15 protein-coding genes are annotated in these 14,009 nt (G+C 36.9%); 14 read left to right on the top strand and 1 reads right to left on the bottom strand.

Annotated elements, in window-relative coordinates; genetic code table 11:
• The first annotated feature begins 78 nt into the window (after window positions 1–78).
• The 10 genes from PY093_RS13730 (at window position 79) to PY093_RS13685 (ending at window position 10,111) form a co-directional block, all read left to right on the top strand.
• Window positions 79–1,305 (top strand): ISL3 family transposase, encoded by a 1,227-nt coding sequence (locus PY093_RS13730; RefSeq protein WP_275645129.1) that lies wholly within the window; start codon window positions 79–81, stop codon window positions 1,303–1,305.
• 1,306 nt (window positions 1,306–2,611) lie between these two features.
• Window positions 2,612–3,100 (top strand): TlpA family protein disulfide reductase, encoded by a 489-nt coding sequence (locus tag PY093_RS13725; RefSeq protein ID WP_275646426.1) that lies wholly within the window; start codon window positions 2,612–2,614, stop codon window positions 3,098–3,100.
• Window positions 3,100–3,777, top strand: coding sequence for a cytochrome c biogenesis CcdA family protein (locus tag PY093_RS13720; protein ID WP_275646425.1), 678 nt, complete (start codon window positions 3,100–3,102; stop codon window positions 3,775–3,777). The genes PY093_RS13725 and PY093_RS13720 overlap by 1 nt, the downstream gene beginning before the upstream one ends.
• 59 nt (window positions 3,778–3,836) lie before the next feature.
• Entirely contained in the window at window positions 3,837–4,181 is a 345-nt protein-coding gene (locus tag PY093_RS13715) for an ArsR/SmtB family transcription factor (RefSeq protein ID WP_275646424.1), read from the top strand.
• A 15-nt stretch (window positions 4,182–4,196) separates the two neighbouring features.
• Window positions 4,197–4,619: a heavy-metal-associated domain-containing protein gene (locus PY093_RS13710; RefSeq protein WP_275646423.1), complete on the top strand. Its 423-nt coding sequence runs from the start codon at window positions 4,197–4,199 to the stop codon at window positions 4,617–4,619.
• Window positions 4,619–5,314: a cytochrome c biogenesis CcdA family protein gene (locus PY093_RS13705; protein ID WP_275646422.1), complete on the top strand. Its 696-nt coding sequence runs from the start codon at window positions 4,619–4,621 to the stop codon at window positions 5,312–5,314. The genes PY093_RS13710 and PY093_RS13705 overlap by 1 nt, the downstream gene beginning before the upstream one ends.
• Window positions 5,315–5,344: 30 nt before the next feature.
• Window positions 5,345–6,154: a prolipoprotein diacylglyceryl transferase gene (gene lgt / locus PY093_RS13700; protein WP_275646421.1), complete on the top strand. Its 810-nt coding sequence runs from the start codon at window positions 5,345–5,347 to the stop codon at window positions 6,152–6,154.
• Between the two features lie 133 nt (window positions 6,155–6,287).
• Window positions 6,288–7,937, top strand: coding sequence for a mercury(II) reductase (merA, locus tag PY093_RS13695; RefSeq protein WP_275646420.1), 1,650 nt, complete (start codon window positions 6,288–6,290; stop codon window positions 7,935–7,937).
• Between the two features lie 495 nt (window positions 7,938–8,432).
• Window positions 8,433–8,687 carry a hypothetical protein gene (locus PY093_RS13690; protein WP_275646419.1) on the top strand — a complete coding sequence of 85 codons (255 nt, stop codon included), beginning with the start codon at window positions 8,433–8,435 and terminating at the stop codon, window positions 8,685–8,687.
• 284 nt (window positions 8,688–8,971) lie between these two features.
• A complete protein-coding gene (locus PY093_RS13685) occupies window positions 8,972–10,111 on the top strand; it encodes an NAD(P)/FAD-dependent oxidoreductase (RefSeq protein ID WP_275646418.1) in 1,140 nt (379 codons plus the stop codon).
• A 208-nt stretch (window positions 10,112–10,319) separates the two neighbouring features.
• Here the strand turns inward: PY093_RS13685 and PY093_RS13680 are convergent, their stop codons facing one another.
• Window positions 10,320–10,703 (bottom strand): GerD family protein, encoded by a 384-nt coding sequence (locus PY093_RS13680; protein WP_275646417.1) that lies wholly within the window; start codon window positions 10,701–10,703, stop codon window positions 10,320–10,322.
• Between the two features lie 183 nt (window positions 10,704–10,886).
• Between PY093_RS13680 and PY093_RS13675 the strand changes: the two genes are divergently transcribed.
• The 4 genes from PY093_RS13675 to PY093_RS13660 all read left to right on the top strand — a co-directional run bounded on the left by PY093_RS13675 (window position 10,887) and on the right by PY093_RS13660 (window position 13,842).
• Window positions 10,887–11,405, top strand: coding sequence for a hypothetical protein (locus PY093_RS13675; protein ID WP_275646416.1), 519 nt, complete (start codon window positions 10,887–10,889; stop codon window positions 11,403–11,405).
• A gap of 25 nt (window positions 11,406–11,430) precedes the next feature.
• The gene (locus PY093_RS13670; protein WP_275646415.1) at window positions 11,431–11,682 is read left to right on the top strand and encodes an SHOCT domain-containing protein; all 252 of its coding nucleotides are present in this window, start codon (window positions 11,431–11,433) and stop codon (window positions 11,680–11,682) included.
• Window positions 11,683–11,786: 104 nt separating this feature from the next.
• Window positions 11,787–12,482 carry a response regulator transcription factor gene (locus tag PY093_RS13665; protein WP_275646414.1) on the top strand — a complete coding sequence of 232 codons (696 nt, stop codon included), beginning with the start codon at window positions 11,787–11,789 and terminating at the stop codon, window positions 12,480–12,482.
• On the top strand, window positions 12,472–13,842 hold the full coding sequence (locus tag PY093_RS13660; RefSeq protein ID WP_275646413.1) for a sensor histidine kinase: 1,371 nt from the start codon (window positions 12,472–12,474) through the stop codon (window positions 13,840–13,842). The genes PY093_RS13665 and PY093_RS13660 overlap by 11 nt, the downstream gene beginning before the upstream one ends.
• Window positions 13,843–14,009 lie beyond the last annotated feature (167 nt).

The following is a 14,009-nucleotide window of genomic DNA, read 5'->3' as shown; positions in this document are numbered from 1 at the left end:
GGTTCATCGCAGTTTAGTATGGAATTAATCTGTCAACAATGATACTACCAATATAATTGATAAGGCGGTAGTTTAAAAATGACAGAAAATGAGTTATTACAAATGGCACTAAATTTAGGCCCTGGATGGAAAGTAGATCATGTAGAATTCAATCCCGATGATAAAGAATTACACATATATGCTTCAACGGTAAAAGGCAGCAAATTTGAGTGTTCTACTTGTGGCAGTCCCGCCCGTATTTATGACCATGGACGTGAACGAACATGGAGACACTTAAATTTCTTTCAGTACCAAGCCTATCTTCATGCAAGACTACCACGTACAGATTGTCCAGAATGTGACGGATCTGCTAAAACAATAAAACCAAATTGGGCCCGTGAACGGTCTGGTTTCTCTGTGTACTTTGAAGCGTTCGTCATCCTTCTAATGAAAGCTATGCCCGTTAAAAAGGTGGCAAATCTTGTTGGTGAACATGATACAACTCTTTGGCCAATCCTTCATCATTATGTAAATGAAGCACGCGAAAGAGAAGACTATTCCTCTGTAAAGCAGGTAGGATTTGATGAAACATCCAGAAAAAGAGGGCACGAATATGTCTCTATCTTCATGGATCTTGAAGAGCGTAAGGTTATTTCTGTTACAGAGGGCAAAGATCAACATACATTAAAGGGATTTAAACATGATTTAATGGTTCATGGCGGCCACCCCGATAATATTAAAGAATTCAGTATTGACATGTCTCCAGCCTTTATCAAGGGGGCTGAAGAACAGTTCCCAAAAGCCTCCCTTACCTTCGATAAATTTCATGTCATGAAGATGATTAATGAGGCGGTGGATGAAACACGTCGTAAAGAGCAAAAAGATCATCCCGAGTTAAAAAATAGCCGGTATGCATGGATAAAAAATGAAGACAATTTAAACACGAAACAAAAAGAAACATTGCTTAAATTAAAGGATCAAGACCTAAAGACGGCGAAAGCCTATCAACTGAAAGTAGCATTTCAACGGTTCTGGCAAAAGGATGTCTCCGAAGCAGAAGCCTATTTGGATGAATGGCTTTCTTGGGCAAGACGATCCCAGATTCCTGATATGGTGAAGGTGGCCAAAAGTGTACACAAGCATCGTGGTGGTATCCTTCAATGGTTTAAGAGTCGTATCAATAATGGCATACTTGAGGCAACAAACGGATTAATCCAAGCAGCCAAACGACAAGCAAGAGGATACCGTTCAACTAAAAACTTAATAACAATGATCTATCTTATTGCCGGTGGGTTGAACCTAAGGGTAACAGAGTTATCAGAGTAACTCCTTCATTTAACTTACAGACCATTTAGTAGTTTCAATTGGGCTTGTCAAGTGCTTTCCTTGACAAGCCCAATTGAAACTACTACCCTTGTAAGTTGTTAAATGAAGGGGTTTTCCACTCAAAATTGCGAATAGCCTAAAAGATATTATTAAGGAAGGAAAAAAGCCATTTATCCGTTTGACAATGGGGATTGGCTGAGGGGGACCACAGCTCCGACTGGCTCTGGAGGAGTCAGCTTTAGAAAGTGATGAAATTACAGAACAAAGTGGGATTCAGTTTTTAGTAAATGAAAGAGATAAAATTTATTTTGATAATGTAAAAATTGATTATACCAAGTCCTTACTTGGTGGAGGGCAATATAGAGTGCTTCAGGTATAACAGCTAATTAGTAAGAAAGTTATATCAGGCTCATAAAAATTAAGGGTAGGAACTATATATGGAAAATAAGTATTGTAGTACTGGTACTTGAGGGATTAATAATAACAAACCCCGGAGTAAATTGTCACCTCTAATATGACCCGGGGTTTTGATTTGGCTCCTGGTGGGAGTATTTATATTAATACAAAAATTTCTTTAATAAGATGACCTTGGTAAATTGAACCGAGGTCATCTTTGCTTAGGAAATTTTGATAGTAAAGGTAGAAATCTGATAAAAACGTGAACTTTTTATTGAAAAAATTGGTATAGTTACTTTTTTTACATATTAGGCATTGGCCCAAATATCGGATTGTGTTTTAATTGGGTAACTCGATGAACAGGTGTATGAATTAAAGAGTGAAATTATTGACTTTAAAGAGGAACGCTATGTTGACAGCTGTTATTAAAAATATCTACATAATTAAGTCTTTAAGTTTTAAAAAATGGGGATGGTAAATGTCCAATCAAAGAAGCGTTTTACCTTGTATTGCCTGAATTATTGTGGGAATGGAAACAAACGTTTAAGACGTTAACAACCATTTTGAGATAGAAATGAATAATTACTATTTTCTTATTTACTTGTCTCCCATTATTGAGAATCGTGAAGTAATTAAGATATGTTAAGAGGGGTACCTTGTAGGAGAAAAAATATTTGAGTTTACATTTCTCATTTTAAATGGCCCTTTTTTTAGTTTTATCTTTACAAAAAGCGATTGTGAACTTTTTTAATGTATTTCCATTTTTATATAAAACTCTATAAGTTTCACACTTTCTTCAAAACTATTGTTTATAATAAAGATTGAAAAGAACTTCTTTGTTTTCATATTAAAATATTTAAATATGAAAATGTATTGTGAAATCTATGTGTCTATATAGGGGGTACGATAAATGAAAGCTCGTTTAACATTAATACCTCTATTAATTCTTTTGCTAGTATTAACAGCATGCTCATCAACTACTAACGACAGTGAAAATCAATTGAGCATAGATGCTAAAGATATTAATGGGAATAGGGTACAGTTATCTGATGAACAACCAAGTTTGGTGTATTTTATGTCGGCTTCATGTCCGACTTGTTATGAGGGGGAAATGATGCTTAATGAAGTGACCAGACTGTATCCTGATGTTCAAGTTATTACGGTAGACCTCGATCCATACATGGATACCATGGAGGGTCTTGCTGAATTTCAAAAAAACTACGGTGGAAATTGGCCTCATATATTGGATGATAAAGATCGGACAATTACCAGTGAATTTAGAGTAAAAGAATTGCAAGAGACAGTACTAGTGGATCAAAATCAGGTAGAAGTTTTTAGAACGGTCAATCCCTCATTAAAGGAAGTTCAAGAGGCTTTGGCTCAAATTGGGGTGGAATAATGGGTATCTCACTTTGGCTTGTATTTACAGCAGGAATTGTAGCAGCTTTTAATCCCTGTGGTGTTGCCTTGTTACCTTCTTATATCTCCTATCTAGTTGGTGCCGATGATAAAAAAATGTCAAATTTGTCAGCGATTATAAGGGGAATGGGATTAGGGCTTTCTATGACTATTGGTTTTTTAATCATTTTTGTAGCAGCCGGGTTTACAATTAGTTTTCTTGGTAGAGGGTTAGTGGAATATTTACCTCTCCTCTCATTGATTATCGCTATTTTACTCACATTATTTGGTTTAGGTATGTTAATAGGAAAACAGTTACCAATCAAAACCGTTTCATTTCAAGTAAAGCCAGGTAAATGGTCTGTGTTTTTATATGGTATAGCCTATGCGTTAGCATCCTTAAGTTGTACATTACCTGCATTTCTGTTAGTCATTTCTCAATCAATTAATGAAAATACGATCATTTCAATTATTATTAATTTCGTTATTTATTCAATAGGAATGGGCCTTGTTGTAACGGCAATCACAATAGCATCGTTAATATCAAGACAATACGTTCAAAGGTTTTTACGACAATATATACCTGTTATTGAGAAGATTTCAGCTCTAATTATCTTCTTAACTGGATTATATCTTGTATATTATTGGTCATTTGGTACTGGCGGAACACTACTTTAGAACATGGTGAACATAATAGTAGATTCAATATTTTTTAAATAGCAAAGGAGAGTGTTTCGATGCATCCAAGTCAAGAGTTACGTAATGAAATAAGCTCAGAAATCTACGCCAAGTTCTTCCACGGGCTAGCGAACCCAACACGATTTAAAATAGCTCTTTCCCTTTTAGATAAAGAAAAAAATGTAAGTGAATTGGTGGAAGAGCTTCAATTAAAGCAATCCCAGGTGTCAAATCAGTTAGCCTGCCTGAAATGGTGTGGGTATGTCGATACCCGTCAAGAAGGAAAGTATGTCTATTACCAGATTAAAGATGAGAGAGTTAAACAAATTATTTTGCTTGCTTCGGAATTAGTGAGAGATAATGCGAAACAAATTAGTGAGTGTACAAGAATTAAATCCTGGTAATTGTGGGTGGAATAGATGAAGAAAATTGTCTGGTTGGTCGTTGTTGCTTTATTTATAGGTGGTGTTGTCTACACCTCATTGAACACTAGTACTACGATTGGGGGTTCTTCTTCATCTGAGGAGAGAGAAAAACAGACAACCGAAGTTAACCTTGTTCCTGGTGGAAGTACCGAATTGTCGGGGGAGGAGGCTTCCATAAAAGCAACATCGAATCAGAGAAAGGTAATCTTAACTGACCTTGGGATGTCGTGTCCTAATTGTGAGTACGCAGTAAGTTCAGGGCTAAAGAAGACAAAGGGGGTTATTGATTTTGAGGTCAATTTGTCAAAAGACCGGGCGACTGTTGTGTTTGATCCTAGTCAAGTGACTATTGACCAGATAAAACAAGCAATTGCCGATGTTGGATATGAAGTAGGAGAGGTCATGGAGGTAAAATAGTGGAGATTGTGTATGAAGGTCTTGCAGGAATAGAAACAGCTAGTTTTTTTGTTTATTTTCTTGTCCTCTTAGGTGGAATTTTAAGTGCGATTAGTGTTTGTTACATCCCTATTCTTATCATGTTTGGCGGATACATGGGGAAACATTCCAATGAAGGAAAGGGAAAGGCGTTACGGATCACGTGGAGTTTTGTCCTTGGCATGATGATCACATCTGCCGTTATGGGAGTCATTGCAGCCTTTATCGGCAAGGAAATTATGAAGGTATTTACAGGGTTTGGTCTAGACTTATGGATCCCGGCTTTTATTGGACTTTTAATGGGGCTGCAATTGTTAGGTGTTATTAATCTAAAGATACCAAGACTGTTTACTGTTAATGGGAAAAAGCCGGATACAATGCTAGGAGCATTTACACTGGGACTACCATTTGGCCTCGTAATTACTCCTTGTACAATCCCGATTTTTGTGATGATTATCACCTATGTTGCAGCACAAGGAAGTATTGTTCACGGTGCTTTGTTACTTACCGTTTATACCGTCGGGAAAGGAATTATTCTGACGCTTGTAGCACTAGGAGCGAGCACTATTCTTAAGGATGTTGCAAAAAGATGGAGCGGTAAGATGGAAAAGGTTGCAGGGATTATCATTCTTTTAGCAACAGTATATTTAGTATTTTATCAACTGTTTTTAGCTTAATAAATAAAATGGAGAAAAGGAGTTTTTAATATGAATATAGAACCGCTTAGCAGAGTAGCATTTGAACTTGGCCCTCTGACTGTTTATTGGTATGGAATCATTATCGGATTTGGTGCTTTACTTGGATTCATAATTGCTCAAAGAGAAAGTGAAAAAAGAGGTTTACCGAAGGATACATTTTCTGATCTGTTACTTTTCGCAATTCCGATTGCGTTAATTTCTGCACGAGTGTACTATGTAGCTTTCAAATGGGAGTATTACAAAGATAACCTCAGTGATGTCATTGCAATTTGGGAGGGTGGTATTGCAATTCATGGAGCGCTTATCGGTGCGACTTTAACAGGTTACTTTTTTGCAAAAATTAAAAAAATATCATTTTGGAAGTTGGTGGACATCGCTGCACCTAGTATTATTTTAGGACAGGCAATCGGTCGCTGGGGTAATTTTATGAATCAGGAAGCTCACGGTGGGCCTGTTACCCGTGAATTTCTTGAAGGATTGTATCTACCAGAATTTATTATTAACCAGATGTATATTGATGGAGTGTACTACCACCCCACCTTTTTATATGAATCAATATGGAATTTAATTGGCTTTGTCCTACTTTTAAGCTTGAGGAAGGTTAACTTAAGACGTGGAGAACTATTTTTCACATATATCATTTGGTATTCTATTGGACGCTTCTTTATTGAAGGTATGCGTACCGATAGCTTGATGCTCACTGAATCATTACGTATTGCACAGGTTATATCTATAGTATTAGTTCTCGTTAGTATTGTAGTAATAATTTATCGACGAAAGACTGGGTTAACGAAGAAACGATACACTGATTTAAATTAGTTTTTCAATTGTTGTAAAAGATATGAGTGAAAAAGAATGGGAAAGTTAAGACTTGATACAAGGATAGGAAATAGTATCAAAAGGTTAGTTGAAAATAAAATTGTTTAAAAAAACTTAAAAGGAGTTTTCCAATATGAGTAATAAAGTAAAAGTAACCGTTCCTGTTGAAGGAATGACATGTACTGGATGTGAGGATCACGTAACAGATGCTTTGAGAAATGCTGGAGCCAGTAATCCAACAGCCGATTTTCGTCGAGGGGAAGCGACATTTGAAATTGCTAAAGATAATATAGAAAAGGCAAAAAAGGCAGTGAACGAATTAGGTTATCAGGCTGGTGATGCAGAAATTGAAGTTGATGACAACGATGTTGCTTTTAATAACAAAGACAGTGAATATAATCTTTTCATTATTGGCTCAGGTGGTGCAGCCTTCTCCGCAGCAATTAAAGCAGTTGAAAAAGGGGCTAAAGTGGCCATGGTTGAGCGAGGTATCATTGGCGGGACGTGTGTCAATATAGGATGTGTACCTTCTAAAACAATGCTTCGTGCCGGCGAAATCAATCATTTGGCAGGAAATAACCCTTTTATTGGTTTGAATACAAAAGCGGAATCAGTGGATATGGCTACATTATCTGACCAAAAGGATAAACTCGTTGAGGGTATGAGACAACAAAAATATGTAGATCTTATCGATGAATATGGTATTGATTTGATTCGTGGTGAGGCTTCCTTTATTGATGAAAAAACAGTTGAAGTTAACGGACAAAGATATACAGCAAACAAATTCCTAATTTCAACAGGGGCCTCTCCGTCTATTCCAGATATTCCTGGTTTAAAAGAGGTGGACTTTCTCACAAGCACAACGGCTTTAGAGTTAAAGGAAGTTCCGAAAAAGTTGACTGTAATCGGTTCTGGATATATTGCAATGGAGTTAGGACAACTGTTTAACAACTTAGGAGCAGAAGTTTCTTTGATGCAACGAAGTGAACGACTTTTGAAAGAATACGATCCAGAAATCTCAGAAGCAGTCGATAAAGCCTTCACCGAGCAAGGGTTAAACTTTATAACAGGAGTCACTTACAAAAAGGTGGAACAAGTTGGTGATACGAAAAAAGTCATTATTGAAGTGAATGGTGAAGAAAGAGTCATTGAATCCGATCAGTTATTGGTTGCTACTGGAAGAAGACCGAACACTAGAACACTCAATTTAGGGGCTGCAAGTGTAGAAGTAGGTAAAAGAGGAGAAGTTGTTGTCAATGACTACCTACAAACGAACAATCCTAACATCTATGCAGCAGGTGATGTGACATTAGGCCCGCAATTTGTTTATGTCGCAGCATACGAAGGTGGAATTGTTGTAGAAAACGCACTAGGAGCTGCCAATAAGAAAGTGGATCTACGCTTTGTACCTGGAGTAACATTTACTAACCCATCCATTGCCACAGTTGGATTGACTGAACAACAAGCCAAGGATCAAGGATATGATGTAAAGACTTCCGTACTTCCACTAGATAGTGTACCTAGAGCACTAGTAAACCGTGAAACTAATGGAGTTTTTAAACTGGTTGTTGATAACCAAACTCAGAAAATCCTCGGTGCACATGTCGTTGCAGAAAATGCCGGAGATGTTATTTATGGGGCGACATTAGCTGTTCAGTTCGGTCTAACTGCTGATGATTTAAGAAATACGATGGCTCCTTATCTAACGATGTCTGAAGGTTTGAAACTAGCAGTCTTAACATTGGATAAAGATGTAAGTAAATTATCTTGTTGCGCAGGGTAGAAAATAAATTCTGGGAGAGATTTAATCTCTCCCTTTTTATATTTTTTGTTTTAAAACAGAATGGATAATACTCTTATAATTATAATAGGAATCTTAGATGATTTTACAATGGTACTTTAGCAAGGGAAATTAACATAATAGACGGGGGGTGCATCAAATCAATCATGGCCTCTTGTACTCTCGGGTCTTTTCATAACGCTATCATTTTAGCGTTTATGCTTCCTGAATTCATCATCTCATTGTAACCACCTCCATAAATGCCCCACAACCGGAAAGAAGTAGGAAGACTGAAATAACAGTCACTAGTTGTCTTTAGATTTTCTTTAAATTTGCTCCCTATAACAATCTATATCCCCAACATGATTTTCGTTTATCATAAAGCTTAACAAATTCTTGACATTCTCCTCATAAGTTCTGAAAATTGATTGTTTATATTGTTAAAAAGAGGGAGGATTAACGCTTTCCACTTAATATTTTATACAGGAGTGATAACAAATGAAGAAATTATTAGTAATAGCAGGGTTAGTCGGAGCATTTGCAGTTGGGGCAATGACTACGGGGTCAGTCTTTTCATATGCAAGTTCTAACAGCGATATTAATAATAAATTTCCAAATATGATGGGTCAAAATGGAATGATGAATTCTAATCAAGGCTCAGGAATGCTAAACATGATGGGCGATTCTAGTGGATTAGATATGATGGGAAATATGACCGAGATGATGGGGGCGATGTCTAATATGAACGACTAGATGACTAAGCTTTTTAGTGATAGTGCCAAAATTGCAAGTATTGCAGAAGTAATGGATTCTTTTATAAAAGGATTTTCCATTATTGATGTTCTAGTAATGGGTTGTTAAGGCTAATGCTGTTTATTTTTTAATGTAATGGGAAAAATAAGATATTGAGTGCTTCTTCATATAATGAGCTAATATAAACAATAGAAAAAGGTACTACGAAAATTTCATTTCTTAACACTTTCATCACATTTTTTAGATACCATAGGGAGTATAAAATAATAAGGAGATGATATTGCATGGCGAAAATTATTATAGCAGGTGGAGGATTCGGGGGAATAGTTGCTGCACAGTCCCTTCGAAATGAATTAGGGAATGAACATGATATTTTGTTAATTTCAAATCTGGACAAGTTCTATATGCGTGCTGCCTTCCCAGGTGTGGCACTTGGTCATATTAATCCCGAAGAAATTGTTCTGTCATTACCTGAGTTGCTACACAAGAGAAATATTGACTTTTTAGCTGGTGAAATTGAAAAGGTTGACCCTAAAGAACAGAAAGTCTATTCTTCAGACCAAACGATTGACTACGATTATCTTGTTATGGCGATGGGTGCACATTTTGCATATGAAAAGATTCCTGGATTTAAGGATTACGGTCATTCATTGCAAACAATCGATATGGCTTTAAAGCTACGCAAAGCGATTTCATCTTTTAAAGGTGGAACTTTCGTAGCTGGTGTAGCTCAAAATAGTCCTTGCGAAGGACCGGCTCTTGAAGTTTTATTCCAACTCGATCATTATCTTCGTGAAAAGGGTAAAAGGGATCAAACAGAATTTCATTATTTTACCGCTAAGCCTGTTGCTTTTGCCCCGGGCGGGCCAGTAGTTCAAGATTTTGTCAAAGAGCAGTTTGAAAAACATAACATTCATCTTCATGTCAACGTAGAGTTAAGTGAAATAGCAGAAAATGAAGTTCGGTTTAAAGATGGTCATGCTTTGGAAAGTCAATTGTCGTTTATCATGCCTGCATACGAAGGTCCAAAGGGACTACAAGGAAGTGGTCTGGTAGGTGAGGGTGGATTTGTTCCAGTTAACGAACAACTGCGTTCGGTTCACTATCCAAATGTCTTTGCAACTGGGGATATGATACAGATGGTAGGTCCGAAAATGGGGCATAATGCAATGGCTGGTGCAAAAGTAATTGCCCGAAATATTGCTCATGAATTGAGAGTCAGCAATGCAAATGCACTTTATACACCTGAAGTACTATGTGTGATGGAGATGGGTGGAGACAATGCGGCCTATATTGAGGCTGATACAATTTGGGGTGGAACTCGGAGTAAAGTTCCCGTCACAGGTCCAGTAGCTGCTTTTATGAAGAAATCATTTAAAGAATATTTTGTACGTGAACAAGGAAACATAGATTACATTTTATAGATAATCGTTTATACCTTAAACCAATAAGGGGGAGCAAAATGAGGCATATTTGGGGTAATCTTTGACCATCGCAAAGACTACTGTTCCTGGTAGGGATTGGATATGTTCTATACATGGTTATTATTAGATACATCTAGCTTGAATCATTATATAAAACATGAGGCTGACTTTAAAGTTTATTAGCTTTGAGGGTCAGCCTTGGTTTGCTTTAATCTTCATTAAGGACAGTTTTTAATAATTCTTTCATTTCAAGAGTTTGCATAATCTCGACCATTGCATCTTGCATCTCTGGTCTTTTCATAACACCTATCATGGTATTCTGCATTTCCGGATCATTCATGATCTCGATCATTGTTTCTTGCATTTCAGGTTGTTTCATCATTTCCACCATTTGGTCCTGCATCTCAGGAGAACTCATTACACTGACCATCGCATCTTGCATTTCTGGTGTTGCCATCATATTTGCTACCATGTTTGCGTTTATACCTCCTGAATTCATCATCTCATTGTTACCATTTCCATACATGCCACCACAGCCTGTAAGAAGTAGGATGACTGAAACAACAGTGACTAGTTTTCTTTTGATTTTCACTTAACTTTCCTCCCTTTGCCAATCAGTTTATATTAATATCCCCAACATAATTTCTGTTTATCATAAATCTTAACAAGTTCTTGACATTCTCCTGATAAGTTCTGAAAATTGATTGTTTATATTGTTAATAAGGGAAAGGAAATTCACTTTCCACTAATAATTTTAAAACAGGAGTGATTACTAATGAAAAAATGGTTACTAGTAGCAGGATTTGTCGGAGCATTTGCGGTAGGGTCAATGACTGGAGGATCCGTCTTTTCATATGCCAGTTCTAATGCAGGTATGAATGATACAACTTCATATATGATGGGTTCGAGCCAAGGCTCAGGAATGATGAATATGATGGGTGATTCGAATGGAATGGGTATGATGAATACAATGTCTATTATGGATGATTTAATGGCTGATATTTTTAATGAAGTTGCCAAGACTTTACGCATGACAACAGATCAACTTAAAAATGAACTCCAAAGCGGAAAATCTCTTGCGAAGATTGCAGAGGAGCAAGGCGTAAAGACAGAGAAATTGACGAAAGAGCTGGAGAAGGTCGTTCAAAAAGACATTAAACAATTTGAGAAAGATGGAAATGTGATAACCGAACAACAAAAAGAGATGCTTCTTTCCATGAGTAAAAATATGGAGATGATGCTGAATACTTCAGGGATGTTTGCTTGTAACAAGGTTTTAGATGAAAACAATTAATGATTAAAGAAGAGAGGTGGCCAGTATGATGTGGAATAGTGGCACGGAATGTTTAGGGGGTGGTTTGCCAATGATGATGTTTGGTGGAATTTTTATGATAGTGTTCTGGGGTCTAATCATTTGGTTAATTGTTTTAGCGATACAAAAATTATCACCAGGTGATAAATCAAGTAAAACTGACAAAGCAGTTGATATACTAAGACAGAGATACTCCCAGGGGGAAATTGATACAGAGGAGTACAGACAACGATTACATGAGTTGACAGATACGAATTAAATTTGATTATAGAGAATAAACCTTGATAAACTTCTATCAAGGTTTATGTTTGTTACTTCGTATAAGAATTGAAAATATAAGTGGATATGAGAGGAACTTTTCCGATGAAAAAAACAGTGATGATTGTAGATGATCAAGACGAATTGAGAGAATCAATTGCAACATTTTTAGAAAATGAAGGTTACCAAACGCTAACTGCTCGTAATGGGGATGTGGCGTTGCGTCTCCTTGTAGAGCACCAAAATGTCGATATCATTTTACTTGATGTCATGATGCCTGAAAAGGATGGATATGTGACGTTACGTGAACTGCGAATGGCTAAAGATAGAACCCCAGTCATTATGCTAACAGCTAAAACAGATGAGATAGATAAACTGCTAGGACTTGAACTTGGTGCAGATGACTATATCACAAAACCATTTAGTTTGCGTGAGGTTGTTGCAAGAATGAAAGCTGTCCTAAGGAGAACGTCTAGTGAACAAGCAGAGGATGAATGGATTCAGCAAATCGATTTAAAAATTAACCTTTCCACATATGAGGTCTTTTTCCATGGCGCTAGGGTCAATTTAACCCCTACAGAATTTAAAATTCTAGCTACACTTGCAGAGAAACCTGGTCGGGTTTATAGCAGATTACAGCTTATGAACATTGCGATGGGTGAGGCGTTTGTTAATTATGAACGTTCGATTGACACCCATGTCAGTAATTTAAGAAGAAAGTTAACAGAGCTTGGATCGTCTGCTGCTATCCAAACCGTTTACGGGATTGGTTACCGTTTTGGAGGAGAGCATGAAGCTTAGGGGGAAGGTGCTTATCTCATTAACTGCTGTGATTCTTTTCATGGGGCTATTTCAATCTCTGTTCTTTCAATCACGCGTAGAAAAAATATTTGAAAATTATCTGTCTGAAAGTGATCAAATGACGGTCGGAATGATTAAACAGGCTGTAATCTCGTACTATGTCTCAACAGGATCACTCGAAGGTGTTGAGCGAATTCTTGAGTTTTCAAACCGAATGAATATGAATATGGGTAATATGACTGGGCATATGGAAGGAACTGTTGGAATCATTATTTTAAATACTTCAGGTGAAATAGTAGCAAATACAACAGAAGACAAGGAAAAAAACAAACAGCTATCAATCAAAGAGCCTCTAAAAATAAATGGTAAAACGATTGGAACCTTTATTGCGTATCCAGTAAAAAGCCCATCTGTTACTCGCCTTGAACAGAAATTTGTCCAATCGGTCAATTTAACGATCCTGTTTGGTTTTCTATTTGCTGGCTTGATTACGTTGATAATTGGATTCTTTCTTTCTAAGAAAATAACTAGACCGCTTTCACAGCTCGTATCAGGCATTTTGCATGTTTCAAAAGGTGATACTACATTCAGGGTAACGATAGATTCAAAAGATGAATTCGAGCAGCTTGGTGAAGCCTTTAACCAGATGATAGAAACACTTGAACGCACGGAGCGGATACGGAAATCACTCGTTGCTGATGTTGCCCATGAGCTGAGAACGCCACTTTCTATCATCAGAGCAAAACTAGAATCTGTTCAAACTGGAGCATTAGAAGCAACAGAAGAGGTGATTTTGCACGTAAGTGATGAAGTATATCGCCTTTCAAGGCTTGTTAATGACTTGCAGCAGCTTAGTCTTGCAGAGTCTGGAACATTACCACTTCACAAAGTGCAAACAGAAATAAATGGATTTATTGAATCAATTCTATCTCAGTTTCAATGGTTTGCAGAGGAAAAAGTAATTAGACTTCATTTCAATAAAAGTTCTACCCACATATTTCTTGAAATAGATCGTGATCGTTTGACCCAAGTTGTTGTTAATCTTCTTGGAAATGCACTTCGATATTCACCTGAAAATGGAACGGTCACTGTTAGTGTAAAAATTGAAGGGAAATCAGTTGTTCTTAGTTTTCAAGATACAGGACCTGGTATTGATGAACAAAAACTCCCCTTTATTTTTGAGCGCTTTTATCGTGCAGATGAATCGCGTAAACGTGATGAAGGCGGGGCGGGACTTGGTCTTTCAATTGCAAAAGGTTTTGTTGAAGTACATGGTGGGAATATCAAAGTGACAAGTACAAAAGGTGAAGGAACAATGTTTGAAGTGATATTACCGCTACCGAATACAAGCGGCGGCTAGTGCATTATCTGGTTGATAGTGAGTGTATTTATACTATTTAGCTATATGGAAGGAGTATTAAATTTAAGTTTGAAGGCTAATCGAGTATTTTTTGTTTTAAGTTAATCGTATACTGCTGATGAACACTATAAAATTGTAGCAACATTAGTTGTTATTTTGATGAAAAT

Origin of the sequence: Cytobacillus sp. S13-E01 (assembly GCF_029193815.1) — a bacterium.
GTDB lineage: Bacteria > Bacillota > Bacilli > Bacillales > Bacillaceae_L > Bacillus_BV.
This window is presented reverse-complemented; position numbering and strand designations above follow the sequence as displayed.

What these genes read in the sequence shown, in the direction of transcription:
- PY093_RS13710 (WP_275646423.1), top strand. Translation starts at nt 4,197, where the DNA reads ATGAAGAAAATTGTCTGGTTGGTCGTTGTTGCTTTATTTATAGGTGGT.
- PY093_RS13675 (WP_275646416.1), top strand. Translation starts at nt 10,887, where the DNA reads ATGAAAAAATGGTTACTAGTAGCAGGATTTGTCGGAGCATTTGCGGTA.
- PY093_RS13720 (WP_275646425.1), top strand. Translation starts at nt 3,100, where the DNA reads ATGGGTATCTCACTTTGGCTTGTATTTACAGCAGGAATTGTAGCAGCT.
- lgt (WP_275646421.1), top strand. Translation starts at nt 5,345, where the DNA reads ATGAATATAGAACCGCTTAGCAGAGTAGCATTTGAACTTGGCCCTCTG.
- PY093_RS13725 (WP_275646426.1), top strand. Translation starts at nt 2,612, where the DNA reads ATGAAAGCTCGTTTAACATTAATACCTCTATTAATTCTTTTGCTAGTA.
- PY093_RS13660 (WP_275646413.1), top strand. Translation starts at nt 12,472, where the DNA reads ATGAAGCTTAGGGGGAAGGTGCTTATCTCATTAACTGCTGTGATTCTT.
- PY093_RS13665 (WP_275646414.1), top strand. Translation starts at nt 11,787, where the DNA reads ATGAAAAAAACAGTGATGATTGTAGATGATCAAGACGAATTGAGAGAA.
- PY093_RS13685 (WP_275646418.1), top strand. Translation starts at nt 8,972, where the DNA reads ATGGCGAAAATTATTATAGCAGGTGGAGGATTCGGGGGAATAGTTGCT.
- PY093_RS13690 (WP_275646419.1), top strand. Translation starts at nt 8,433, where the DNA reads ATGAAGAAATTATTAGTAATAGCAGGGTTAGTCGGAGCATTTGCAGTT.
- merA (WP_275646420.1), top strand. Translation starts at nt 6,288, where the DNA reads ATGAGTAATAAAGTAAAAGTAACCGTTCCTGTTGAAGGAATGACATGT.
- PY093_RS13730 (WP_275645129.1), top strand. Translation starts at nt 79, where the DNA reads ATGACAGAAAATGAGTTATTACAAATGGCACTAAATTTAGGCCCTGGA.
- PY093_RS13715 (WP_275646424.1), top strand. Translation starts at nt 3,837, where the DNA reads ATGCATCCAAGTCAAGAGTTACGTAATGAAATAAGCTCAGAAATCTAC.
- PY093_RS13670 (WP_275646415.1), top strand. Translation starts at nt 11,431, where the DNA reads ATGATGTGGAATAGTGGCACGGAATGTTTAGGGGGTGGTTTGCCAATG.